Annotated in this window: 21 protein-coding genes; 8 read left to right on the top strand and 13 right to left on the bottom strand. The window is 64.5% G+C overall.

Going from position 1 to position 25,187, the window contains the following annotated elements; all coding sequences use genetic code 11:
* Positions 1-38 precede the first annotated feature (38 nt).
* The 4 genes from DOM58_RS01855 to DOM58_RS01870 all read right to left on the bottom strand — a co-directional run bounded on the left by DOM58_RS01855 (position 39) and on the right by DOM58_RS01870 (position 4,238).
* Positions 39-1,385 carry an MATE family efflux transporter gene (locus tag DOM58_RS01855; RefSeq protein ID WP_110691600.1) on the bottom strand — a complete coding sequence of 449 codons (1,347 nt, stop codon included), beginning with the start codon at positions 1,383-1,385 and terminating at the stop codon, positions 39-41.
* Between the two features lie 193 nt (positions 1,386-1,578).
* Positions 1,579-1,827: a YfhL family 4Fe-4S dicluster ferredoxin gene (locus DOM58_RS01860; RefSeq protein ID WP_075562220.1), complete on the bottom strand. Its 249-nt coding sequence runs from the start codon at positions 1,825-1,827 to the stop codon at positions 1,579-1,581.
* Position 1,828: 1 nt separating this feature from the next.
* Positions 1,829-2,338 (bottom strand): pantetheine-phosphate adenylyltransferase, encoded by a 510-nt coding sequence (gene coaD / locus DOM58_RS01865; protein WP_110691555.1) that lies wholly within the window; start codon positions 2,336-2,338, stop codon positions 1,829-1,831.
* Positions 2,339-2,360: 22 nt separating this feature from the next.
* Positions 2,361-4,238 carry a beta-ketoacyl synthase gene (locus DOM58_RS01870; RefSeq protein WP_110691556.1) on the bottom strand — a complete coding sequence of 626 codons (1,878 nt, stop codon included), beginning with the start codon at positions 4,236-4,238 and terminating at the stop codon, positions 2,361-2,363.
* A 539-nt stretch (positions 4,239-4,777) separates the two neighbouring features.
* Here DOM58_RS01870 and trmB point away from each other — a divergent pair.
* From trmB to DOM58_RS01890, 4 genes are all read left to right on the top strand, one after another.
* Complete coding sequence (trmB, locus tag DOM58_RS01875) at positions 4,778-5,476, top strand: tRNA (guanine(46)-N(7))-methyltransferase TrmB (RefSeq protein ID WP_110691557.1); 699 nt, start codon at positions 4,778-4,780, stop codon at positions 5,474-5,476.
* 138 nt (positions 5,477-5,614) lie between these two features.
* Positions 5,615-7,036, top strand: coding sequence for a D-alanyl-D-alanine carboxypeptidase/D-alanyl-D-alanine endopeptidase (gene dacB, locus DOM58_RS01880; protein WP_342588577.1), 1,422 nt, complete (start codon positions 5,615-5,617; stop codon positions 7,034-7,036).
* A 102-nt stretch (positions 7,037-7,138) separates the two neighbouring features.
* On the top strand, positions 7,139-7,633 hold the full coding sequence (locus DOM58_RS17650; RefSeq protein ID WP_110691559.1) for an META domain-containing protein: 495 nt from the start codon (positions 7,139-7,141) through the stop codon (positions 7,631-7,633).
* Between the two features lie 40 nt (positions 7,634-7,673).
* Positions 7,674-8,198 (top strand): GNAT family N-acetyltransferase, encoded by a 525-nt coding sequence (locus DOM58_RS01890; protein ID WP_223162118.1) that lies wholly within the window; start codon positions 7,674-7,676, stop codon positions 8,196-8,198.
* Here DOM58_RS01890 and DOM58_RS01895 read toward each other — a convergent pair whose 3' ends face one another.
* Positions 8,199-8,630, bottom strand: a complete 432-nt coding sequence (locus tag DOM58_RS01895) for a hypothetical protein (protein WP_075562226.1) — start codon at positions 8,628-8,630, stop codon at positions 8,199-8,201.
* Positions 8,631-8,759: 129 nt separating this feature from the next.
* Here DOM58_RS01895 and DOM58_RS01900 point away from each other — a divergent pair, with 129 nt between their 5' ends.
* On the top strand, positions 8,760-9,500 hold the full coding sequence (locus DOM58_RS01900) for a TSUP family transporter (RefSeq protein ID WP_110691561.1): 741 nt from the start codon (positions 8,760-8,762) through the stop codon (positions 9,498-9,500).
* A 92-nt stretch (positions 9,501-9,592) separates the two neighbouring features.
* Here DOM58_RS01900 and DOM58_RS01905 read toward each other — a convergent pair whose 3' ends face one another.
* Positions 9,593-10,450 carry an AraC family transcriptional regulator gene (locus tag DOM58_RS01905; RefSeq protein WP_245392108.1) on the bottom strand — a complete coding sequence of 286 codons (858 nt, stop codon included), beginning with the start codon at positions 10,448-10,450 and terminating at the stop codon, positions 9,593-9,595.
* Positions 10,451-10,724: 274 nt separating this feature from the next.
* Between DOM58_RS01905 and DOM58_RS01910 the strand changes: the two genes are divergently transcribed.
* On the top strand, positions 10,725-11,795 hold the full coding sequence (locus DOM58_RS01910) for an NAD(P)-dependent alcohol dehydrogenase (RefSeq protein ID WP_110691563.1): 1,071 nt from the start codon (positions 10,725-10,727) through the stop codon (positions 11,793-11,795).
* A gap of 212 nt (positions 11,796-12,007) precedes the next feature.
* On the opposite strand, the gene DOM58_RS01915 is transcribed toward DOM58_RS01910, so the two are convergent.
* A complete protein-coding gene (locus DOM58_RS01915; RefSeq protein WP_075562229.1) occupies positions 12,008-12,820 on the bottom strand; it encodes an acyl-CoA thioesterase in 813 nt (270 codons plus the stop codon).
* A 212-nt stretch (positions 12,821-13,032) separates the two neighbouring features.
* Here DOM58_RS01915 and tadA point away from each other — a divergent pair, with 212 nt between their 5' ends.
* Positions 13,033-13,539 carry a tRNA adenosine(34) deaminase TadA gene (gene tadA, locus DOM58_RS01920; protein WP_110691564.1) on the top strand — a complete coding sequence of 169 codons (507 nt, stop codon included), beginning with the start codon at positions 13,033-13,035 and terminating at the stop codon, positions 13,537-13,539.
* A 111-nt stretch (positions 13,540-13,650) separates the two neighbouring features.
* Here the strand turns inward: tadA and DOM58_RS01925 are convergent, their stop codons facing one another.
* Entirely contained in the window at positions 13,651-15,603 is a 1,953-nt protein-coding gene (locus DOM58_RS01925; RefSeq protein ID WP_110691565.1) for a sensor domain-containing diguanylate cyclase, read from the bottom strand.
* A gap of 60 nt (positions 15,604-15,663) precedes the next feature.
* Entirely contained in the window at positions 15,664-17,115 is a 1,452-nt protein-coding gene (gene mltF, locus DOM58_RS01930; protein ID WP_110691566.1) for a membrane-bound lytic murein transglycosylase MltF, read from the bottom strand.
* A gap of 285 nt (positions 17,116-17,400) precedes the next feature.
* Between mltF and purL the strand changes: the two genes are divergently transcribed.
* On the top strand, positions 17,401-21,381 hold the full coding sequence (gene purL, locus DOM58_RS01935; RefSeq protein WP_110691567.1) for a phosphoribosylformylglycinamidine synthase: 3,981 nt from the start codon (positions 17,401-17,403) through the stop codon (positions 21,379-21,381).
* A 425-nt stretch (positions 21,382-21,806) separates the two neighbouring features.
* Here purL and DOM58_RS01940 read toward each other — a convergent pair whose 3' ends face one another.
* The 4 genes from DOM58_RS01940 to DOM58_RS01955 form a co-directional block, all read right to left on the bottom strand.
* Positions 21,807-23,330, bottom strand: a complete 1,524-nt coding sequence (locus DOM58_RS01940; protein ID WP_110691568.1) for an HAL/PAL/TAL family ammonia-lyase — start codon at positions 23,328-23,330, stop codon at positions 21,807-21,809.
* Positions 23,331-23,426: 96 nt separating this feature from the next.
* Positions 23,427-23,741, bottom strand: coding sequence for a putative quinol monooxygenase (locus DOM58_RS01945; protein ID WP_188113761.1), 315 nt, complete (start codon positions 23,739-23,741; stop codon positions 23,427-23,429).
* A gap of 157 nt (positions 23,742-23,898) precedes the next feature.
* Positions 23,899-24,330: a hypothetical protein gene (locus DOM58_RS01950; RefSeq protein WP_075562236.1), complete on the bottom strand. Its 432-nt coding sequence runs from the start codon at positions 24,328-24,330 to the stop codon at positions 23,899-23,901.
* Between the two features lie 85 nt (positions 24,331-24,415).
* On the bottom strand, positions 24,416-25,174 hold the full coding sequence (locus tag DOM58_RS01955) for a DeoR/GlpR family DNA-binding transcription regulator (protein ID WP_110691569.1): 759 nt from the start codon (positions 25,172-25,174) through the stop codon (positions 24,416-24,418).
* Positions 25,175-25,187: the final 13 nt, after the last annotated feature.

A 25,187-nucleotide genomic window follows, 5' to 3' on the forward strand; every position in this document is an offset into this window, starting at 1 on the left:
CTACCCGATCCTTCCCGGAATCATCAGTCAACCTTGGTCTAGTGGCTTGATTCCGGGGAGATTTCGCTCCCGTGTTCCGGTGACCAGCGCGTTTTGCGATAGCGCAGGTAACAGAGCCCGAGCGAGGCCGAGCGGATGAAGGTGAAGAACAGAAACGAAAACCACAGGCCGTGATTGCCGTAGTCCTGGGTCAGCCACCACATCGGCAGGTAGCAGGCGATCGCCAGCCAGACGGTATCGCGCATGGCGCGGCTCTCGGTGGCGCCGATGAAGACGCCGTCGAGCAGATAGCTCCACACCGCCAGCGCCGGCATCGCGATCATCCACGGCAGGTAGTCGGCGGCAGTGGCGCGAACTTCCGGCAGGTCGGTGAGCAGCGATATCAGACCGTCGCCGGCGACCGCGAACAGCAGCATCGAAGCGCCCGCGACCAGCAGCGACAACCTGCCGGCGGCGCGCACGGCGTCGCCGAAGTCGTGCCAGTCACGCCGCCCTACGGAGCGCCCGGTGAGCGCCTCGGCGGCATTGGCGAAGCCATCCAGCGCGAACGAGGTGAGCATGATGAATTGCAGCAGCACGGCATTGGCGGCGAGCACGGTATCACCGAAATTGGCACCCTGGGCGATGAAGAATGCCTGGGCGAACAATAGTCCCAACGTGCGCACGAACAGATGCTGGTTGACGCGAATCAGCGCCGAGTAGCGCTCCCATACCCACAGCGCCTGGCGTGACAGCGACCCGCCGAGATCGCGGCAGTGCACGGCGACCCGCCACAGCCCGAAGGCCAGGGCGCTGTAATCGGCAATCAACGAGGCCCAGGCCACGCCGTCGCTGGCCAGGCCGAAGCCGACCACGAACAGCAGGTCGAGCACGATGTTGACGCCGTTGGTGAGCAGCAGAATCGCCAGGGTGATCCGTGTCTTCTGCTGGCCGATGAACCAGCCCAGGATCGCGTAGTTGGCCAGCACCGCCGGCGCCGAGAAGATACGAATGTGAGCGTAGCTGGCGGCGAGCGACATCGCCGCTTCGCTGCCATCGAGCAGCCACAGGCCGAGATCGATCAGCGGTTTCGACAGCACGATCAGCGCCAGCCCGATCAGCGCCGCCATCACCAGCGACTGCGCCAGCAGCAGCCTTACGCCGCTGTCGTCCTCGCGACCCATCGCCTGGGACGTCAGCCCGGTGGTGCCCATGCGCAGAAAACCGAAGCCCCAGTAGAGAAAGCTGAACAGCGTCGCGCCCAGCGTCACCGCGGCCAGATAGCGCGAATCCGGCAGGTGACCGACGACGGCCGTGTCCACCAGACCCAGCAGCGGCACGGTGATATTGGAGAGGATGATCGGCCAGGCCAGCTGCCAGATGTGAGCGGTGGTGTAGCGTCTGATCGGGTCGGGGCTTTCGCCATCAGGGCGAGCGTCGGGTTGAGCCACGCGTTCCTTGCCTCTTTTCAGTGCCGATGGAATCCGGTGCCTCGATGAAGATGTCAGCGATTTGCCGTCAGAGAGCCAACAGAACAACGCCGCCAAGGAGGCGGCGTTGTAGAAAGTCAGTCCAGATCGACGCTGCGGGCATGAATCGTCAGGCGGCAGTAATGATCTTGTACTTCTCCATCAGCTGATCCTTGCTCTCCTCATGCTCCGGGTCGAGCGGAATGCAGTCGACCGGACACACCTGCTGGCACTGCGGCTCGTCGAAGTGGCCAACGCACTCGGTGCAATGGTTGGGATCGATGACGTAGATCTCTTCGCCCGGCGAGATGGCGTCGTTGGGGCACTCCGGCTCGCAGACATCGCAGTTGATGCATTCATCGGTGATCATCAGGGCCATATCAATGTCCTCCTGACGGTTGGTCGCCGTCTGCCGCGAATCGTCGCCGCAGGGCCTCGGCCACGCACGGCGATACATGTTGGGAAACGTCCCCGCCGAGGCGCGCGATCTCGCGCACGATCGTCGAGGAGATATAGGAGTTCTCGATCTCCGGCGTCAGAAACAGCGTCTCGACGTCCGGCGCCTGGGCGCGATTCATGTTGGCCAGCTGCATCTCGTACTCGAAGTCCGATACCGCCCGCAGCCCGCGCAGAATGATGCGTGCCCGCTGCTGGACCAGCAACTCGGTGAGCAGGCCATTGAAGCCGATCACCTCGACGTTGGGCCATTCGGCAACGACCTCGCGGGCCAGCACCTCGCGCTCGTCGAGCGACAGCGTCGGCTCCTTGCGCGGGCTCTGTGCAACGGCGATCACGACCTTGTCGAAGATCCGCGCGGCCCGGTGAATCAGATCGCGATGACCGTTGGTGATCGGATCGAAGGTGCCGGGGTAGACGACGATATTGTGCATTCAAGGCACTCCGCGCTCGTATTCAGTCCAGTGTACCGAAAGGATTGTCGACCTTCAGTGACACCGGGTTGGCGTAACCGGGGATGCGGATCGAATCGCGACCGACTTCCAGCTCCGGCCCCTCCAGAACGCCCTCGCCGAAGCGGTAGATGACCTCGAACCGGCCGGCATCGGCGGCAGCTTCATAGCGTGCCGCGGCGGCGAGCGTCTGTTCGCGACGATGGCGCCAGTCGTCGAGCGCACGCTGGCCGTGGCGTTTGGCCAGCAGGCGCTCGGTCACCTGCGGCGACAGCAGCAGGCCGGTGGCGTTGTTGCCGCCAAAGCCCTTGGCGTTGATGAAGCTGCAGTCGGCCTCGAATGCCAGCGGCTCGCGGAAGAAACGCAACCGCTCGGCATGGACGTCGTCGGCGACTGCATCGAGCGTCGGAATGCCCGGCACCCAGCCGTGGGCGAAAGTCCCCAGCGCACTGGCGATCTGATCTCCGGCGGCGCTGCCCTGTGAGTGGCCGATGAATGCCTTGATCGCGGCGACCGGCCAGTTCTCGATACCGTTGGCCCGCGCTACCTGATCGAAGATATGCGACTCGGTGGTGCGGTTCTTCGGCGTGCTGGTGCCATGGGCATGAAGATAGCTGCGCTGGCGGACGCTTTGCTCGCCGAGAATCGACGTGGCCAGCGCGACCGACTTGCCCAGCGTCAGGTAGTTGCCGATGCCGGGAGCGGAGATCGAACGCTTCCAGCCGTCGGCGTTGACGTTGACTTCCGGCACCGCGGCGAGGATCTGTGCGCCGGTCTCGAGTACCAGCGAATCGTCCATCAGCAGCACGAACTGCGAGGCTTCGGCGATGGTGAACCCGCAGTTGCGCGCGAACGGCCGACAGGCCCGCTGATAATCCTCGTCGGTCAGCAGTTCCAGCGCATCCAGCGCCATCAGGCTCTGATCGTCGGCCAACGCGCTCATGGCGCGGAACCCTTCGATGATCTCCGGCGTGACCGGCGCATCGCTGGTGCCGACCATGACGATCCGTCGGCGGCCCTGGCGAATATCGTCGATGCCCAGGCGCAGATTGTAGAGGAAGGTAGCGCAGGCGCCCTGGATCGCGCCGGTGGCACCCACGCTGCCGAGCACGTAGGCATTGAGAAAGTCGGCCGGCATCTGGCCGTAACCCAACGGCATCTGCTTGGAAGTGGTGCGGCTTCCGGTGACGAAACTCTTGAGCATGCCGCCCCAGCCGGCATCATCGAGCTGGCCGATGGAGTTGCCGGCGTAGACCGCAATGGCGTCGGGATCGACTCGCTCGCGCAGCGATTCCCAGTCGAGGCCGCTCTGGCCGAGGCAGTCGCTGACCCCGAAGATCGCCATCGACAGGCCGCGCGGGTGGTGGACACTGCGATAGAAAGTGTCCGGCGCGAACCCCGCAGGCAGGCACCCCGCGGCGCGTACCAGTGCCTGACGCCGTTCGGGCAGCAGCGCATCCAGCGTGCCGGCGGGAACGCTGACCTCGATCGTCTGCTTGTCGAGTTCGCGAATCTCCCAGCCCTCGGGCAGCGGTTGCGGCAGCTGCCGGCGCGAGGTCGTGAAACGCATCGGCTCCGCAAGCGTCAGTCGCATTTCGCGGTTGCCGGGAATCCCGGCTTCCCGAAAGGCGTCGTCCTCGATGCGTCGAATCAGCGTGTGCTTGAGAATGGATTCGCGATAGCGGGCGACGACCGCCTGTTCGCTCAGCGTTTCCCCATCGGCACCGAGCCACTGACCGTTTCCTTGCGGCGTGATCAATTGCATCAGGGTGGCCAGGGCGACGAGCGTTTGCGTCTGCTCGGCTTCTGGCAGAACGTCGAGAATCGTACGGCGGTAGGCTTGGTGCCCCGAGGTTCTACCCGCGGCGTTGACGCCGCCCATACCGACGATTACCGGTAAATGTGACAAGCCACGTCCCTCGTGAACATTGGGGGCAATCGGTAACGCATGGCATGGAGAGAACGCGACTGCGATGAAAAGGCGTCTCCCGCCGAAGGCGCGCCGTCGCCGACTCGCGGTCGGTGACGGTACCCCTGAGCTGGCAAGGAAGAACTCTCGAGAGAGCCTGAGCCGGCGCAAGGCAGTGACCGCGCATGCCATCGAAGGCCGTATTGCCAGAATTGGCTGAATGTGGGCAGGGATGATACACCTGCGCGCGCGCGGCGTCATGCCGCGCAGAGTAAGTGATCATGCCGCCACGGCTGCGGAGGCCGGCGCCGGGCGCATGTCGATGCCCCAACGGCGCGAATGCTGATGTCGAGGCTGATGGCGAGACTGATAGAATGCGCGATCCGTCGTTCGCCGGTAAACGGCATTCATCACTCTACGGTAGCCATCATCCTACGGTAGCCATCATCCTACGGTAGCCATCATCGACGGTACTCATCATCCAAGGTACTCATCATTCAACGGTATTCGCCATGCAAGCGTCTTCCCGCGCCATCACTTCCAGCCAGCTGGGGCCGCACCAGGATCTGATACGCCGCGTTCAGCGAGCTCGCGACGGCGAATGGCAACGCCCGCCGGCGGCGCACACGCGCGATGCCTTCGATGGGGCGGGCCGCTGGCTGGCGGCGCAGGATAGGCCGCTGATTCTCGATGCCGGCTGCGGTGTGGGCTTATCCACGCGGCGGCTGGCGCAGCATCATCCGGACCACGCCGTGATCGGCGTGGATCGCAGCGAACAGCGGCTGTCTCGCGATCACGGCGCGTTGCCGGACAACGCGCTGCTGGTGCGTGCCGACCTGGTCGATTTCTGGCGCTTGGCACTTGCCGCCGAATGGCGCCCGGTCGAGCATTATCTGCTCTATCCCAACCCGTATCCCAAGAGCACGCAGCTCAAGAAGCGCTGGCACGGGCATCCGGTCTTTCCGGCGATACTGGCGCTGGGGGGGCGGCTCGAACTGCGCTCCAACTGGAAAATCTATGTTCAGGAGTTCGCGCTGGGGGTGGAAACGCTCTGTGGCGTCGATGGCGAGCTCACTGCCTTCGTGCCGGGGGATTCGACCATGACGCCGCTCGAGCAGACTTTCCTGACGCCGTTCGAGCAGAAGTATTTCGAGAGCGGCCAGGCGCTGTGGCGCTACTGCGTTGATCTGACGGCAACCGTTGTCGACTGAACGGGGTATATATCGTATTAACATCACGCCAGGCATCGCATCCGAACAGCGTTAGTTGGTACGCTCTGGATCAGTTTGGCCCTCATTTTTCTTCGGAGCGAGCATCCCATTATGCGGCGATGGCTAGGTCGTGGTTCTGTGTTTATCGGTGCGTTGTCCCTGTCCGTCGCCTCCTTCGTCGCCCAGGCGGCCGGATTCGATCATGTCGGCCGGCTGGCTGACAAAGGCTTCGCGGTCAGTGCTCAGGCGCGTCTGCTCGACAGCGGTGAAGTGCTGGGCGCCATCAATCCGGCGCAATCGCTGTCGCCAGCTTCGGTTACCAAGCTGTATACGGCGGCGGCCTCGCTGGACCGCTGGGGACCCCAGCATCGTTTCACCACGCGTTTCGTCTCTACCGGCGCGCTCGACGGCGATGGCGTGCTTCATGGTGATCTGGTGCTCGAGGGCGGCGGAGACCCGGCGCTGACCTCGGAGGCGCTGTGGCAGTTGATTCAGAAACTGCGCGAGCGGGGTGTCTCCAGCGTCGACGGCCAACTGGTGGTCAGCCAGGCGCGCTTCGGCCCGGTCAGCTGTATCACGACCGATCGCTGCGATACCCGGACGGAGGGCACCAATGCCTACGCCGCGCTGCTCTCGTCCGCTGCCATCAACTACGGCAACTGGTGTGCCACGGTGATGCCGGGCGTCGTCGGCCAGCCGGCGCGAATCACCAGCTGTGACACGGTGGCGCCGACCATTCGCATCGAGAACGACGTGAAGACGGTGGCGGCCGGCGGTTCGGCCAGCCTCTATGCCAAGCGAGTGACCGACAGCCAGGGCGATACGCTGCGCGTCAGCGGGCAGATTCCCGCCGGCAGCTATCCGCGCCCGGTCTACAAGGCGAGCTCGGATCCGGCCGACCAGACCGGCCAGACGCTGTTGTCGCTGCTGCGCCAGTCCGGGATTCCGGTCAGCGGCGGTTACGCGGTCAGCCGTCAGGCGCCGCCGGCCGCGGCGCAGTCGTTGGCCGCCGTCGAAGGCAAGCCGCTGCAGGAGCTGCTGCTGCGCACGCTCAACTATTCGAACAATTTCATGGCCGACACGCTGGCGCTGGATCTGACCTCCGGCACGCAGCAGGGGCTGCCCGAAGCGGGGCGCGCGCTGGAGCAATTCGCCGCCGGCCTGCCGGGACATGGCCCGGTCACCTTGCACAGCGGTAGCGGCCTGACACCGGAAAACCGTGTTTCCGCCCAGAATCTCAATGCGCTGCTCGGTGCGATGTACGGCCGCGCGTCGCTGTTCCCCACCTTCGTCGCCGGCATGCAGGTTCCGACCAACGGGCCGATGCACTTCATCCGCCGCGGCAGCCAGACCTTCCAGGATCACGTGATGCTGAAGACGGGGACGCTCAACGAGCCGGTGACGGTACGCGCCATTGCCGGTTATTTTCGAACCGAGAGCGGTCGCTGGGGCAGTTTTGCGGTACTCGTCAACGGCACCGGGTCGACGCCGTATCTCTCCTGGCGAGAGACGCTGCCGATGATCTCGGACGATCTGACCGCGATGATCGAACGCCACTAGGCGCTGTCTGAAAAGTCGACGACCGTCGGGCGATCCGCATTGCCGGCGCGATCGCCCGCGCGAGATACGTTTTCATCCGTTGTCCACAAGAGGAATGCCACCGTGCTTTCACGTTTTCCCCTGCTGACCGTTAATGCCGCTCTGGCCGCCACCCTGGCCATTTCCGGCTGCGCCACGAACCCCGGCGGCAGCGATACCCAGGCCGTTGCCGATACTCAGGCGGCTGGCGACTCGCAGGCCGCCAGCGAGGCGCTGGTCGGCACCTATTGGAAGTTGATGACGCTCGACGGCAAACCGGTGGCCGTCGCGGACAATCAGCGTGAAGCGCATCTGGTTCTCGACGGCCAGGGGCGTGTGACCGGTTCGACCGGCTGCAATCGACTGATGGGCAGTTACATGCTGGAGGCCGATGCACTGACCTTTTCTCAGCTGGCCTCGACCCGAATGGCATGTCCCGCGGAGATGATGGCGCTGGAGCAGGCCTGGCTGGCGGCGCTTTCCGACACCGCGCACTATTCGATATCGGGCCAGCGATTGGTGCTCGAGGATGCCAACGAGCAACCGCTGGCCGAGCTCAAGGTCAACGCGCTGTATTGAACTGCACGGCGAACACCGACCCGACGACGAGAACCGAACCTTGACCCTGATCGACTGTGAGTTCGGCCGGCACGGCGATGCCGTGCTGGCGATCTTCAACGATGCCATCCTCAACACCACGGCGCTCTACGAATATCAGCCGCGCACCGCGGCGTTCGTCGAGGGCTGGTTTCAGGCCAAACGCGATGGCGACTTGCCGGTCATCGGCATGCTCGACGACGCCAGCGGCCGATTGATGGGCTTCGCCAGCTACGGCCCGTTTCGCCCTCATGCTGCCTATCGCTACAGCGTCGAGCACTCGGTCTACGTGGACCGGGATTTTCGCCAGCGCGGTGTGGCCAGACGACTGATGACGGCGCTGATCGAGCGCGCCGAGACCCAGCAGTATCACACCCTGATCGGCGGCATCGACGCCTCCAATGCGGCGAGCATCGCGCTGCATGAACAGCTGGACTTCAGCCACGCGGGAACCGTTCGTCAGGCCGCCTACAAGTTCGATCGCTGGCTCGATCTGGCGTTCTATCAGCGGATCCTGTCGACGCCGGGGAATCCCTGCGGGGGCTGATCAGGGCGTGTCGCCACTCGACGCCGACGGGTCCTGGTCGCTCTCTTCGGACTCGGCGTCGTCACTGATGGCGTCTGTCGGGGTGCTGGGAAGGGCATCGGAGCCGATCGCCAGCTTGTCGGCGTCGGCCATGTAGACCTCCTGGCTGCTGCGCCGGAACAGGCAGAGTTCCTGCCCGGCCTGGCCGTTCATGTGTTTCTGTGGATAGTGACCCTGGATCAGCAGTGCCGTCATCCCGGCTTCATCGTCGAACAGCACCGGGTCGCCCGCTGGCGCGGCGTCCGGAAACTGGCTGGCGTCCTGGCACTGTTCGATGACCGCGCGGTCGTGCTCTTGCCACGCGGCATCGCTGGAAGCGCTGGCGGAGCCGGCCAGCGGCAGCAGCGCCGCGGCCAAGAAAAGAGGGATGAGCTGCAATTCAGAACGACGCATGGGGCGTTCCCTGTTCCGGTGTATTGAGGTGCCGATGCGCGTGGCCCGTCTGTCAGGCGGGCGGATCCGTCATCGGACGTGAATCTTTTCATGGGCCGCCGAGGCCCGTCATTGGAGTATAGACCCCGTATGGCGTTCCCCGTTGCGTTGCTGTTTCTGGCCGTGGTGTTCTCGACGTCGGTGCTGTCCGGCGTATTCGGCATGGCCGGCGGCTTGGTGCTGCTGGGCTTTCTGCTGGCCTGGCTGCCGGCGGCGACGGCGATCGCGGTGCATGGCGTGATCCAGCTCACCGCCAACGCCTCGCGGGCCTGGCTGTCGCGACGATTCATCGAGTGGCGAATCGTCGGCATGATCGCCTGCGGGGTATTGATCGCGGCGGCGCTGCTGACGCTGGTGCGCTATTCGCCCAGCGAGACGGTGGTGCTGATCGTGCTGGGGCTGATGCCGGTGATGGTGTGGATTCCCAAACGCTGGTTCCACTTCGATGTCTCGCGGCCAGGCCATGCGGTCATGTGCGGCCTCGTCTCCGGCGGCCTGACCATCGCGGTCGGGGTCTCGGGCCCGACCATCGATATCGGCTTCATCCGCACCCAGCTCGACCGACGCACCGTGGTGGCGACCAAGGCCACCATCCAGGTGATCGCGCACAGCCTCAAGATTCTCTTCTACTGGCAGGCGGCGATGGCGATGGACAGCGGCGAGTGGGGCTGGGTGGCGCTGGCGATTCCCTTCGCTTTTCTGGGCACGCGCACCGGCAATCTGGTGCTGGCGCGGCTCACCGACGACGGTTTTCGCTACTGGACACGCTGGATCGTCACCGTGGTGGGCGCTTATTACCTGATTCGCGGGCTGATGAATCTCTTCGCCTAGGTCTTTTCATACCGCTGCGCTTGGGTCTGTTTCTATCGCTGCGCTGGGGTCTGTTTCTATCGCTGCGCTTGGGTCTGTTTCTATCGCTGCGCTCAGCTCTGCGATGGGCTGACGCCGAAATAGCGCTTGTACTCGCGGCTGAACTGCGAGGTGCTGCGATAACCGACATCGGCGGCGGCGCGAGAGACGTTGATGCGCTGCTGGCCGAGGAGAACTCGCGCCCGGAGCAATCGCAGCCGTTTGAGATACTGCACCGGCGATAGCTGCGTGGTGCGTTTGAAGTGGTGATGAAAGTGGGAGGCGCTCATGTTGGCGCGCTCGGCGAGCGTCTCTACCGTCAACGGCAGCGCAAAGTGGCGATGGAGATAGTTCAACGATTCGGCGATGCGCGCGTAGTGGCCATGCTGCTGTACCAGCTGGCGCAGGGACTGCCCCTGCGGGCCATTGAGCGCGGCGAACAGTACCTCCCGCACCCGCCCCGCGCCGAGGGCCCGGCTGGCGTGTTCGTCCTGCAGGCACAGCGCCAGGCGTTGCACGGCTTCCGCCATGGCGTCGTCGAGTGCGACCGCCGCCATGGGCTCGGGGGCGCCACGATCGACACCGGACGGCGCGGGCAGATGATGCACCAGCTCGCTCAACGTCAACGGGTCGACGGCAATCGAGATACCCAGCAACGGCGCATCGGCGCGGGCGAGCGTTTCGCACTCGAACGGTAGCGGCATCGCCTGGACCAGATAGTTGCCGGGTCCATAGTGAATGACCCGGTCTCCCAGATAACCGATCTTGTCGCCCTGGGCGATGACGAATATCCCGGGTTCGTAGATCAACGGCGTGCGCGGATGGCCGCATCCGGAAGCGATCAGTCTGACGCCGTCGATGGCGGTCTCGGAGAAGCCGTCGGCCGTGGCCAGCGGCGCCAGCGTCCGGGCCAGTCGCGAGGCCCAGGACACGTTAGGCCTCGAAGCGTCGACAGACGGATTCGTAGGGCCGCGGTGGAGTCGGGATGGTTCGGAAAGGCGATCGAGCATGACGACCTCGCGCTGATGAGGATAGACAGGTTCAGCGTATTGTGCATGAGTCCGGCCGGACAGAGGTAGTGGCCTCCTGGATTGAAGAGGATCGAGCAGACGTTGCAGAGGAAACGGCATGGCCGCCGAGCGAGTTGTCGACCACACTGGGCGCACGATCCATTCATTCACCCATCTTTCATGGGGAGTCATCCAGATGACACAAGCTACCGCCGCGCCCTCCAAGGGTTACGCCGCACATTCCGCCACGTCACCGCTGGAAGCCTGGGATTTCGAGCGCCGCGCACCGCGGCCGGACGATGTCTCCATCGACATTCTCTACTGCGGCGTCTGCCACAGCGATCTGCACTTCGCCCGCGATGATTGGGGCATGGCTTCCTATCCGGTGGTGCCGGGTCACGAAATCGTCGGCCGCGTCACTGCCGTCGGTGACGACGTCAATCAGTACAAGGTTGGCGATCTGGTCGGCGTCGGCTGCATGGTCGACTCGTGCCGCCAGTGCCAGGCTTGCAACGACGGGCTCGAGAACTACTGTGCCGAAGGGTTCGTGATGACCTACGGCAGCCCGGACAAGCATGACGGCACCCTGACCCAGGGCGGCTACTCCGACAAGGTCGTGGTCAGCGAGCGCTTCGTCGTGCGCATGCCCGACGGTATCGATCTCAAATCCGCTGCGCCGATCCTGTGCGCCGGTATCACCACCTATTCGCCGCTCAAGCACTACGGTGTCAAGCCGGGCGACAAGGTTGGCATCATCGGCATGGGCGGCCTCGGCCACATGGGCGTCAAGCTCGCCAAGGCGCTGGGTGCCGAAGTCACGCTGTTCACCCGTTCCGAGTCCAAGAAGGCCGAGGCGAAGAAGCAGGGCGCCGATCACGTGGTGATCTCGACCAACGAAGATGAGATGGGCGCGATCACCGAGACCTTCGACTTCATGCTCGACACGGTGCCGGTCCAGCACGACATCAACCCGTATCTCAACGCCTTGAAGCCGGACGGCACCCATATTCTGGTCGGCCTGCTCGAGCCGCTTGATCCGGCGGTATCCGGTGCCAATCTGGTGTTCCGTCGGCGGGTGCTGGCGGGTTCGCTGATCGGCGGCATGCCGGAAACCCAGGAAGTGCTCGATTTCTGCGCCGAAAAAGGCATCACCTGCGACGTCGAGATGATCAATATCGATCAGATCAACGAAGCTTGGGAGCGGATGCAGAAGGGCGACGTGAAGTACCGCTTCGTGATCGACATGGCCTCGATCAAGGACGCCTGATAGTTACGAGCTACGAGCTACGAGCTACGAGCCTGCGCCGAGTTTGGGGCGCTGTAGAAAGCAGCTACGGGCTAAAAGCTAAAACCTGACGCCGGCTTCGGGACGCCAGAAGAAAATGCCAGCGACGTTCGTCGCTGGCATTTTTTGTACCGGAAACTTCACTCTGATTTTCGCGGCTCGCGGCTCGCGGCTCGCGGCTCGCGGCTCGCGGCTCAGGGCTGAACCCTCACCAACCCTTCCTGCGCCGTCGATGCGATCAGCCTACCCTCGCGATTGTAGAAGCTGCCGCGCGCGAAGCCGCGCGCGCCCCCCGCCCACGGGCTTTCCATGACGTAGAGCAGCCACTCGTCGACTTTCGGGTCCTCGTGGATCCACAGCGCATGATCCAGGCTGGCAATCCGCAGGCGCGGATCGCCGAACTCCACGTCGTGGGCCAGCAGCGAGGTCAACAGCAGATTGAAATCGGAGCTGTAGGCGAGCAGGTAGCGGTGCAGTGCCGGGTCTTGCGGCATCGGGCCGCCGCCCATGCGGAACCAGATCATCCGCGAGGGCGGTCGCTCGCGGCACTCCTCGACCGTGATGAACTCGACGGGATGCCCGCGGAAACGCTGATGAACCGCCTCGCCCTCGGCAAGCAGCGCCTCCGGAGACGGCACTTCCGGCATGTCGGGTTGATGACTCAGGCCGTGCTCGCGGCCCTGGAACGAGGCGCTGCAGAAGAAGATCGGTTTGCCTTTCTGAATCGCGGTGACGCGTCGCGTGGTGAAACTGCCGCCGTCGCGAACGCGGTCGACGGAGTAGATCACCGGCAGCTGGGCATCGCCGGGGCGCAGAAAATAGCCGTGCAGCGAGTGCAGATAACGGTCTTCGGGCACCGTGCGAGTCGCGGCAGCGGCGGCTTGCCCCAGCGCCTGCCCACCGAACAGCTGGGGCAGCCCCAGATCCTGGCTCTGACCACGGAACAGATTCTCTTCCAGCGCTTCCAGGCCGAGAAGCTGGATCAGGTCGTTCAGCGCTTGTGTCATTCGGGTATCCTTGATGGCACGTCAGTGAAGCTTTGCGAATCAGGCTTTTTCGAATCAGGCTTTTTCGAATCAGGCTTTCGAGCAAGGCTTTCGAATCAGGCTTGCCGCGAGTATATCCTGCTAGACGGCAGCCCGCCGCGACGGCGACGACCTCAGACCGGCTCGCGAGCGCAAGAGACCGGGCCGCGATGCCGCAACACGGGATGAGCACGATGCGCAGCGATGAATTCTACATGCACCGGGCGCTGGAACAGGCGCAAATGGCGTTCGAGCGTGGCGAGGTGCCGGTGGGCGCGGTGGTGGTCGATCCTGCCGGCGAGGTGATCGGCGCGGGCTACAACTGCCCGGTTAGCGGCCAGGACCCCACCGCCCATGCCGAAGTGCAGGCGCTGCGCAACGCGGCATCGGGCCTGAGCAATTATCGGCTGGACGGTTGCACGCTGTTCGTCACCCTCGAACCCTGCCTGATGTGTACGGGAGCGATCATTCATGCCCGCGTCCGGCGGGTCGTCTACGCCACCGCCGAGCCCAAGGGCGGCATGGTCGAATCCCGGGCCAATCTGTTTGCCCAGCCGTGGTTCAACCATCGCGTCGAAATCGTCGGCGGCGTGCTCGCTGCCCCGGCCAGGCGACTGCTTCAGCAGTTCTTCCGGGAGCGCCGCCAGCGCGAGCCATCGCCAGCGGGCGATGCGAACCACGCGAGCCACGAATCCTCTTGAGCCACGAATTCTCTCTGGCCACGAAGCTTCTCTAGCCACGAATCCTCTTGAGCCATGAATTCCCTTGAACCCCGATTCGGACGGACGGACGGCTCTTGCGACGCTCCGGTTTTAGAGGGCGTCGGCGAGAACGACGCGATTGCGGCCATTCTGCTTGGCGCGATACAGCGAGTCATCGGCCGCCTGGAAGATCCGGTCGCGATGTATCGACAAGGTCTCGGTGACGTTGACTCCGATACTCAACGTCACCGGTTCGCCATCGGGCTGGACGAGGCCGCTGTCGGCAACCGCCCGGCACAGGGCTTCGGCGATCTCTTCGGCTCGGTGGCGATCGCACCGCGGCAGGCAGGCGACGAACTCCTCGCCGCCGTAGCGGGCGAACATTCCCCCGGCGCGCTCCACCGGCAGGCGACAGCACTGCGCGATCGTCTTGAGATAGCGATCGCCTTCCAGATGGCCGAAGTGATCGTTGACGTTCTTGAAGTGATCGAGATCGCAGATCATCAGCGCCAGCGGCAGCGGCTCGCTCTGGATATCCATCCAGCGCAGCAGCTCGCGCCGGTTGGGCAGGTGCGTCAGCTCATCGTGCCGGGCGATCCACTCGATCTCCTGCTGCAGCCGTTCGCGCTCTCTTATCTCTTCGCGCAACGAGACATTGGTTCGGTTGGCCAGACGGTGCTGATGCGTCAGCCGACGGTAGATGTAAAGCACCATGTGCAGCAGGTAGGCAAGCACAATGCCGAACACCAACGTGATGTCCGGCAGTCTGTCGCGATTGGCTTCCAACCAGTGCAGTGAAGGCTTCACGCTGAGCGTCAGCCGATCGGTACCCAGGGCCACCGTCTGTCGGTAGCTCCAGTCGGCGAGGTCACCTAGCGGACCGTAGTGAAAATAGAGCCGATCGCCGCCACGGAGCGTCACCGCCCGGTCCTGGTTATCGGTCTGCGCCAGCAGTGAATTGAGCAGATTGTCCACGCTCACCACCATGGCGACGGCGCCTCGCAGCGTGCCGTCGACCGCATCGCGGACCGGCAGGTAGCTGACGACGCCCCGTCCGCCCTGCAGGAAATCGATGATGCCGGTCTGGCCTTCGATACCGTAGATCAGGGGGCGATCCAGCGCCTCCCTGGCGGAAGGATCCGACGCGTAGAGATTGACGCCGAGTACCGACTGGTTTCCCCGCAACGGGTAGACGCGGATGACGGTGCCATCGAGATCGACGAAGCCGATATTGCGGAAGTAGCTGAAATCGTCGTGATAGCGCTTGGCCTGCTGCTCCCACTCCGAGCGGGTGGGTACATGATCCATCATGTTCCAGAAGCTGGTGAAGCGCCGCATCGCCTCGAGATGGGCGGACGTTTCGGAAGCCAGCCGGGTGGCGATGTCGTTGCCTTCGTCGGCAGCGAGATTGTAGAGACGCTGATTGTCGGTCTGACGCTGCTCCTGCCAACTGATCATGGCCAGCAGCGCGATCGATCCGCCGATCATCAGCGGCGTCACGATGCGCCGCCAATAGCAGCGAAGCGTGGGATACAGCACCAGCCCCTGGGCGAACCAGAGCAGCCACAGCGAAGCCAGAATCGGCAGCGGTATGCTGACCATGCCGGACGCGTATTCCGGCGGCGGCGTCAGTGAGCGATAGCTGAGCCAGCTGCCGCCCATGGCGACCAGCAGCAGCAGAATCGGCGAACCGAGGCCCAGGCGCGAAAGCAGTAGGACGTTGAGAATCAATCCGAAGACGATGCTCAGCGACAGAATGGGAGGTCGGCTGTGAAAGAACTCCCAGTGGCCGGGGAGATGATCGAGCCACCGCTGCCAGACGTCGACGCTCAGCCAGTTTTCGGCGATCAGAAAGCTGCTGATGATCGCCAGGGTCAGGAGTCCGATGGGAATCAGCAGCCAGCGGCTGGCCCTGTGCCAATCCTGGGACGCGGCAAGCTGGCCCAGCCACAGCGCGCCTACCAGCGGCATCAGGATCCAGCGCTGCCCGGGTTCGTCGCCGGGCCAGATCGCCAGCAGCAGAATCGGCAATGCCAGGTACAACGACAGACGAGATACCACCATAGTCGCTAGGGTTCTCCACGGTGGGTTGCCAACGATGCGTTATCAGCAAGGCATTACGAACTACAGCAGCGGAGCAATGACCTCGAAAGGAGGGCTTTCCTCTCCCTCGAGGGCTCGCTCGCCTAACTGATTGAACTGCTGCTGGCTTCGGTTGACGTACTTGAGTATCTCGTAATAACGGCGAATGTTGCGCACGTAGATTACCGGTTCCCCACCACGAGCGTAACCGTGGCCCACCCGAGAGTACCACTCGCGCTGCTGCAGCAGCGGCAGGGCTTCGCGGACGTCGGCCCAGCGCTCGGGGTTGCCGCCGCGCAGGCGAGCGATCTCCTGGGCATCGAAGAGATGGCCCAGGCCGACGTTGTAGGCGGCGAGTGCCATCCAGGTCCGGTCCGGCTCGGGAATGTCTTCGGACAGCCGCTGCTTGACCTGGAGCAGGTACCGGGCCCCGCCGTCGACGCTCTGGCGCGGGTCCAGGCGGTCGTCGATGCCGATCTCCTTGGCGGTGGGGCGGGTCAGCATCATCAGCCCGCGAACGCCGGTCGGTGACTCGGCGCCGGGCTTCCAGTGCGATTCCTGAAAGCCCAGCGCGGCCAGCAGCCGCCAGTCGAATCCGGTGTCGCGTGCGGCTTCCTTGAAATACGGCAGGAAGCGCGGCAGGCGATTGCTCACGTGGCGTATGAACAATCGGGCGCCGACGTACTCGAGATAGTCGTCGTGACCGAAATAGCGCCCGACGAGTTCGTCCAGGGTGCCGTTTCGGCGTTGCGCGTCCAGGAAGTGGTTGGCGGCCGTAAGCAGATCGATCGGCTGATCCGCGGCGAACGCCCAGCTCAGGCTCATGGGTTTGCCCAGCGGGAAGCCCCGCTCGACGTTGGGGAAGAATAGTCGATTGAGCTGGAACTGGTGGGTGTAGACGACGGCCGCGTCGAGATCGTCTCGTTCGACCATCTCCATCAGGTCGGCGATGGTCACACCGTCCGCCTCGCGCCAGCCGAGTCCCGGCAGATTCTTCTGCTGTGCGCGCAACGCGGCCGCCGTTCCGGAGTCGGCGATGGCGCCGATGCGCAGACCCACGAGATCGTCGAGAGTGCGCACCGGGGGCAGCCCGCGACGATAGACCACCATCGGCTGCAGCGTCAGGATCGGCTCGCTGTAGCGAATGCCCGGCCGGTCGAGATCCAGCGTGAGTGCCGCGGCACCCATGTCCGCGTCGCCTTCGCGTACGTGGTCGAAGACGTCGGCGATCCGCGTCTCGCTGTCGACTGCCAGGCTGACGCCCAGCGACTGCGCGAAACGTCGCATCAGTTCGTATTCGAAGCCGGTCGGGCCGTGGCCTCCCGCATAGAAGGTGATGGGTCCATTGCGGGTGGCGACCTGCAGGAAATCGCGTTTGCGGATCGGATCGAGCCCGTCGCTGAAGCGCAGCGCCAGCTGAGCGGGGCACAGGAGAGTGGCCAACGCCAGTAGCACCGTCAGCACGAGTCGCAGGCGTGTCGAGAGCTTGGACATGCAGTGGGATCGGTGACAGCGTGACGGCACACCATATCCGGCGATCGTCCTGCTGTCATCTATTGGCTACCAGGCTATGTATCCCGGAACGCGGGCGCCATGTCCCGCTCCGACCAGCGTCTGGCGCGTATCGAAACATGCCATGGATCTCGCGGCGTTGGCTTAGCGAGCGCCGCCGCTTTCCAGTATGATATCGCCCTGATCCGGCATCGCCGCCCCGTCTCGCAATGGCCGTTTCGAATGAGACGGACGCGATCCTCGACCGTCCTGGAGGCTTTCCTCGCCATGCTCGAATTGCAAGGCGCGCCTGCGCTATCTGCATTCCGTCACGCCAAACTGCTCGCCGATCTTCGTGCCGTCGCGCCCGAAGTCGAGTCCGTCACGGCGCACTACGTTCACTTCGTCGATGTTCTTTCCGTCGATCATCAAGACGAGCTCGATGAGCAGCCCCGCCAGGTGCTCGAGCGATTGCTGGACTATGGTTTTCAAAGCCATGGTTTCCAAAACGCTGAAGGCCAAGGGGGCGGGGGCGGCGGATCCGATCGTGATGCGCCGCTTGAGGGTCACCTGTTTCTGGTGGTACCGCGCATCGGCACGATCTCGCCGTGGTCCTCCAAGGCTACCGATATCGCGCACAACTGCGGGCTCGAACAGATCGCGCGCATCGAGCGCGGTATCGCCTACCGAGTGACGCTGAAGAGTGCCCCGGGCGCCGAAGCCTACGACGCCATGGTGGCATGTCTGCACGACCGCATGACCGAGACCGTGCTGTTCGACGCAAGCGATGCGGCCAAGCTGTTCTCGCATCATCAGCCGACGCCGCTGGCGACGGTGGACGTGAAGGGCGGCGGCCGAGCGGCGCTGGCGGACGCCAATGACGAGCTGGGTCTGGCGCTGGCCGATGACGAGATCGACTACCTGGTCGACGCGTTTCAGGCGCTGGGGCGCAATCCGACCGACGTCGAACTGATGATGTTCGCCCAGGCCAACTCCGAGCACTGCCGCCACAAGATCTTCAACGCCGACTGGCTGATCGACGGCGAACCGCAGACCCATTCGCTGTTCAAGATGATCAAGAACACCTTCGAGCAGTCCGGCGACAAGGTGCTTTCGGCCTACAGCGATAACGCCGCGGTGATCGAAGGGCCGACGGCGGGGCGGTTCTTCCCTTCGCCGCAGAACCAGGTCTACGGCGCGACTCAGGAACCGATCCACATTCTGATGAAGGTGGAGACTCACAACCACCCGACGGCGATCGCGCCGCATTCGGGCGCTGCCACCGGTGCCGGCGGCGAGATCCGCGACGAGGGTGCCACCGGGCGTGGCGGCAAGCCCAAGGCCGGCCTGACCGGCTTTACCGTCTCCAATCTGCGGATTCCCGAGTTCGTGCAGCCGTGGGAAGCCTTCGACTACGGCAAGCCCGAGCGGATCCAGTCGGCGCTCGACATCATGCTCGAAGGCCCGATCGGCGGTGCGGCGTTCAACAACGAGTTCGGCCGGCCCAATCTCAACGGCTTCTTCCGCACTTTCGAGCTCGATGCGGTGGGCGCCGATGGCATCGAGCGTCGCGGCTATCACAAGCCAGTGATGCTGGCCGGCGGCTACGGCAACGTGCGTGATGGTCATGTCCTCAAGGGCGAGATTCCCATCGGCGCCAAGCTGATCGTGATGGGCGGCCCGGCGATGCTGATCGGCCTTGGCGGCGGCGCCGCCTCGTCGATGGCGTCCGGCACCTCCAGCGAGAATCTCGACTTCGCCTCAGTGCAGCGCGATAACCCCGAGATCGAACGTCGCGCCCAGGAAGTGATCGATCGCTGCTGGGCGCTGGGTGACGACAACCCCATCGCGTTCATCCATGACGTCGGCGCCGGTGGGCTTTCCAACGCCCTGCCTGAGCTGGTCAAGGATGGCGGCCGCGGCGGCCTGTTCGATCTGCGCGCGGTGCCCAACGCCGAACCCGGCATGAGCCCGCTGGAAATCTGGTGCAACGAAGCCCAGGAGCGCTACGTGCTGGCGGTGACACCCGAGCAGCTCGAGCGTTTCGATGCGCTGTGTACCCGCGAGCGTTGCCCCTATGCCGTGGTCGGCGAAGCCACCGAGGCACACCACCTGGCCGTCCGCGATGGGCATTTCGAGGCTGATCCGGTCGACTTGCCGATGAGCGTGCTGTTCGGCAAGCCACCGAAGATGCAGCGCAGCTTCGATCGCCACACGCTCAACCTGCCGGGCCTCGGCCTCGACAATCTCGATCTGCGCGAAGCGCTGGACCGCGTGCTGCGGCTACCGGCGGTGGCGTCCAAGAGCTTTCTGATCACCATCGGCGATCGTTCGATCACCGGTATGGTGGCTCGCGACCAGATGGTCGGCCCGTGGCAGGTGCCGGTGGCCGACTGCGCGGTGACCACCTCAAGCTACGACACCCACGCCGGCGAAGCGATGGCGATGGGCGAACGCCCGCCGGTGGCGCTGATCGATCCTGCCGCCAGCGCGCGTCTGGCGGTGGCCGAGGCGATCACCAATCTCGCTGCCGCGCCGATTGCGGCGCTTTCCGATATCAAGCTCTCCGCCAACTGGATGAGCGCCGCCGACCATGCCGGCGAGAATCAGGCGCTGTACGACGCGGTCCACGCGGTGGGCATGGAACTCTGCCCGGCGCTGGGTATCGCCGTGCCGGTGGGCAAGGACTCGATGTCCATGCGCACGGCCTGGCAGGTCGGAGAGGGCGACCGCCGCGACGAGAAGAGCATCACCGCGCCGCTGACGCTGAACATTACCGGTTTTGCCCCGGTCACCGATGCGCTGCGAACGCTGACGCCGCAGCTGCGGCTCGATCAGGACGAAAGCGATCTGATCCTGATCGATCTCGGCCGCGGCCAGAACCGTCTCGGCGGTTCGGCCCTGGCCCAGGTCTACGGTCAGGTCGGCAACGTCTGCCCGGATCTCGACGAAGCCGAAGACCTGGCGGCGTTCTTCAGCGTCATTCAGGGGCTCAACGCCGACGGCAAGCTGCTGGCCTATCACGACCGTAGCGACGGCGGTCTGATCGTGACGCTGCTGGAAATGGCTTTTGCCGGCCGCGGCGGGCTCGAGATCAAGCTCGACTGGCTCACCGACGATGCCGTCGGCGCGGTCGATGCGCTGTTCGCCGAAGAGCTCGGCGCGGTGATTCAGGTCAACCGTCAGGAAACCGAGTTCGTGCTGGCGCAGCTTGCCGCCGCCGGCCTCGAGACCTGCGGCGTGATCGCCCGGCCGCGCTACGACGACCAGATCCGCGTGACGCTGTTCGAAGAACCGCTGCTGGAAACCACCCGCGCCATGACGCAGCGGATCTGGTCGGAAACCAGCTATCGAATGCAGGCGCTGCGTGACAATCCGGAGGCTGCCAAGAGCGAGTTCGACGGCCTGCTCAACCTGCGTGATCCGGGACTTTCGGCCAATCCGACCTTCGATGTCGACGAGGATATCGCCGCGCCATACATTCAACGTGGCGTACGCCCGCGGGTGGCGATCCTGCGCGAGCAGGGCGTCAACGGTCACATGGAAATGGCCGCGGCCTTCGATCACGCTGGCTTCGAAGCGGTCGACGTCCACATGAGCGACATTCTTGCCGGTCGCGTCGGTCTGGAAGAAATGAAAGGGCTGGTCGGCTGCGGCGGCTTCTCCTATGGCGATGTGCTCGGCGCCGGCGGCGGCTGGGCCAAGTCGGCGCTCTACAACCCCCGCGCTCGCGATCAGTTCGCGGCCTTCTTTGCCCGCGAGGATACGTTTGGCTTGGGTGTCTGCAACGGCTGTCAGATGTTCTCGCAGCTGAAAGAGTTGATCCCCGGCGCCGAGCGCTGGCCGCGCTTCGTGCGCAACGGCTCGGAGCAGTTCGAGGCGCGGGTGTCGATGGTTCAGGTCGAGGAGAGCCCGTCGATCCTGCTGGCCGGCATGGCCGGCTCGACCCTGCCGATCGCCGTCGCCCATGGCGAAGGCCAGGCGCTGTTCGAGGACAGCGGTCACCTGCGCAGCATGCAGAACAGCGGCCAGATCGCGATGCGCTACATCGATAACGAGGGCCAGGTCACGAGCCGTTATCCAGCCAACCCCAACGGCTCGCCGGCCGGCATCACTGGCCTGACCACGCCCAACGGGCGCGTCACCATCATGATGCCGCACCCCGAACGCGTCGCCCGCGCGGTGACCAACTCCTGGCGCCCGTCGGAGTGGACGCAGGACGGCGCGTGGATGCGGATGTTCCGCAATGCCCGCGTGTGGGTTGATTGATGTGAGGGTCGACTGACACTAGAATCGGCGTCATGAAGAAAGCCGGCTTGCCCTGGGGTTCTGTACCCTGGGGCAGGCCGGTTTTTTTATGGGTGGTTGGCCGGATGGTTGGTTCTATGTTGGTGAGGCTACGACTGATGGCACATTAACCGCCCTTGCGCGCGTTATTACGAGGGGCAGGCCCCTCGCGCTCCCCTTTTTGACGCCACAGAACGATGAAGTCCCGAGCGTTTGAGCACCAAACTCGGGTCGGCGCCTAGGGACATCCTTGTCCCAACGCGCCTCGCGCGACATCCATGTCGCGCGCCCCGGTTTGTGTGCTCATCGCTCGGCATCGTTCTGAATAGGCGTCGTGGGGTGGCGGCCGTCACCTCAACGAATTTCCCAGATGGTTCACCGTCTTCAAGAAAAGGATGGCGAAACTCTCATTCATAGAGCGGCCAGTGCCGCGCACGTATCCGCTCCAGGCAGAGCCTGAGCTCGCCATCCAGCGCGCGGTCCTCGACCACCGGGGCGAACTCTTCGCGCAGCGTTTCGACCATCTCGGCAAGCGGAACGGGAAGGGGATCACCCCGCAGATGGACGCCCTGCAGTCCGGCGAGCAGCGCGGCGGCGGCGACCTGTTCGGTGAGTTCGAGCACGCGGAGGGCATCGCGGGCGGCGATGGTGCCCATGCTGACCTTGTCCTGGTTGTGGCACTCGGTGGAGCGCGAGAAGACGCTAGCGGGCATGGTGCCCTTGAGCGCTTCGGCGGCCCAGGCGGAGGTGCCGATCTGGACGGCCTTGAAGCCGTGATTGATCATCGCGCGCTCGGCCGGCGCGCCGGAAAGATTGCTCGGCAGACCGTGGTTGTAGCGGGTGTCGACCAGCAGCGCCAGTTGGCGGTCGAGCAGGTCGGCGACGTTGGCGGTCAGTGTCTTGAGGCTGTCCATGGCGAAGGCGATATGGCCGCCGTAGAAGTGGCCGCCATGCATGACATCGCCCGCATCCGGGTCGATCAGGGGGTTGTCGTTGGCGCTGTTGAGCTCGATCTCGATGAAGCCGCGCAGCCAGCCGAGACTATCCGCCAGCACGCCCAGTACATGCGGCGCGCAGCGTAGCGAGTAGCGATCCTGCAGGCGCTGCTGCGGCGGCAGATTTTCCAGTTCCAGATCGGCTCTCAGCCACGCGGCGACACGGGATTGACCGGGGTGTGGCTTGGCCTCGAATAGCCGCGCCTCGAAATGATTGGGGTTGCCACGCAGGGCGGTGACGTTGAGTGCGGTGATGCGGGTGGCGAGCTTCAAAAGATACTCGGCGCGACCGAATGCCTGGCAGGCCAGCGCGGTCATCACCGCGGTGCCGTTCATCAATGCCAGCGCTTCCTTGGGCCGTAACGTCAGCGGTTCCCAGCCCAGCTCGGCATGCGCTTCGGCTGCGGTTCGTACTTCGTCGCGCCAGATCACCTCCCGTTCACCGCACAGCATCGCCGCCACGTAGGAGAGAGGTGTCAGGTCACCGCTGGCGCCGACCGAGCCTTCTTCGGGAATTCTGGGCAGCAAATCTTCCCGCAGGCAGGCGTGAAGGCGCTCGAGCAGCGCGAAGCGCACGCCGGAGACGCCCTGACACAGCGATTGCAACCGCGCAGCGAGCACGGCGCGGGCCGCTTCGGGTTCGAGAAAGCGACCCAGCCCGCAGCCGTGGAACGTGTAGAGCTGACGCGGCAGCGCCTCGACCTGGGAGAGCGGAATCGTGGTGACGCAGGAGTCGCCGTAGCCGGTGGTGATGCCATAGATCTGCCCCTCGCGGTCCAGCAGGCCGTCGACCACCGCCGCACCCCGATCGATCCGTGCGCGCCATTGCGGGTCGGTATCCAGTGTCGGTTCGGCGCGGCGTTCGGCCAGCGCGATGACGGATTCTATGGATAGCGGCGTGGGGCCGAAGGTGACAGGCGGGGTGTTCGGGGGCATGCAACGGCGTCCGGTTGGGTTCGGGAAACGCCGAGTGTAGCCGCGGGCGATACCACGCGGCCAGCGGAGGCGGCCAGGCGCCTCTTCTCGATGGGCTTATTCGGGGCGGGTGGCGGTATAGAAGAAACGGACAGAGGGTTCTCCGTCGATCAGCGGCGCGGTGCCTTCCTTGAACGGCCGGTAGTGCGGCATCTGCATGTGATGCTCGAAGGCAGCTCGATCACGATAGACTTCGTGAAGCACGACGATGTCTTCGCTACCTTCCGGCGTCAGCACGTCGAACGCCAGACAGCCTTCCTCGTTGCTCAGCGATTCACTGGCGTCGTTGTGCGCCAGCGCGAGGAAGGCCGGCACATGGCCCGGCTTGATCTGAAATTCGGCAATGACCACGAAGTGAGTGGAATCGGCCATGATGATCTCCTTATCGGGGGTAAGAAAGGGGTCGCTTCGAGCGACTGACGATATCGATGCCGCCAGGCCGCTTTCCCTGCTATCAGCGTACTTGCGACTGGGGTACTTGCGATCAGCGTACTTATGATCAGTGTACTTGCGATCAGCGTACTTATGATCAGTGTACACGCGGCGCCTCGCCCATGCCGAGACGTTCCTGGAATTCGGCAACGGCGCTCTTGAGGAGTTCCAGCAGCCCGGGGATCAGCGCCACGCCCTGATCCGGCCCCTCGACGAACTGCTCCACGCTGACGTGCACGGCTTCGTTGTGCACCACCAGCTTGGCGGCTTTCAGCGTGTTCATCACATCGTTGGCGGTTTCCAGCAGCAGCAGGCGGTTGGCGGCATCAGCGGCCTGCCACACGCCGGGCAGCATCAACTGAAAGAAAGCCGGCTCGTCGGTGGCGACGACCAGCACGAACTCGAGGTGATCCTGGCGAATGCGCGCGGCCTGGGCATCCATCGCCTCGATGTCGATCTCCATGGCGCGCAACTGTTCGATGTATTGCTCGAGCGGGCTGGGGGAGTCTGATGGGGTGTTGGGCTGCATGAAGGCACTCCGGACAGGAATCATGACGAAGACGCGGTGGCGCCGATGACCTTCATTGTAAGGCAGGGCGTCCCGGCGGTCAGGTTTACGCTGTCGGATTCAGTACGGTGGCACCCAACGCCTTGAACCTGTCGATACGCGCATCGGTGGCGTCGGTAATCAGCGTCCAGTGCGGAGGGAAGGCGGTCCAGTGCTGCTGGCTGGCCCGGCCCAGCTTGGTGGCGTCCGCCATGATGTAGACTTCGGCGGCGCGGGCGATCATCGCCTCCTTGAGCCACGCCTGTTCCGGGCTTGCTTCGCACAGCCCCAGTTCGGTGACGCCATCGGCGCTGAGGAACAGCCGGTCCACCGTCAGCCGGGCCAGCGCCGCATGCGCCAGGGGGCCGTAGACGGTCATGCTGGAGGCGCGCAGATCGCCGCCGAGCACGGTCGTGTGGCCCTCCGGCAGCTGCGTGAGACAAGGCAGCGCCGCCATGTTGTTGGTCACCACGTGGAGGCCGCGACGCTCGTTGAGGCGGGCCGCCAGCGCGGCGGTAGTGGTGCCGCCGTCCAGCAGCACGGTGTCGTTGTCTTCGACACAGCTCAGCGCGCAATCGGCCAGCCGGGCCTTGACGTCACCCTGACGCGTACGCCGCTGCTCCAGGGTCAGCTCGGGTTCGCGATGGCCGATATGGGCCGCGGCGCCCCCGTAGGTGCGAACCAGCAGGCCCTGATCCGACAGCGCGCCGAGGTCGCGCCGTGCGGTTGCCTCGGAGATGGTGAAATGCTGGCAGAGCGCCTCGATGCTGGTGATGCCCGAGAGCACCGCATCCAGCATCGCCTGGCGACGTTTGGCGACTTTCATGGTGATTCCTTGG

It is taken from the genome of Salinicola halophyticus (assembly GCF_003206695.1).
GTDB classification, from domain to species: domain Bacteria; phylum Pseudomonadota; class Gammaproteobacteria; order Pseudomonadales; family Halomonadaceae; genus Salinicola; species Salinicola halophyticus.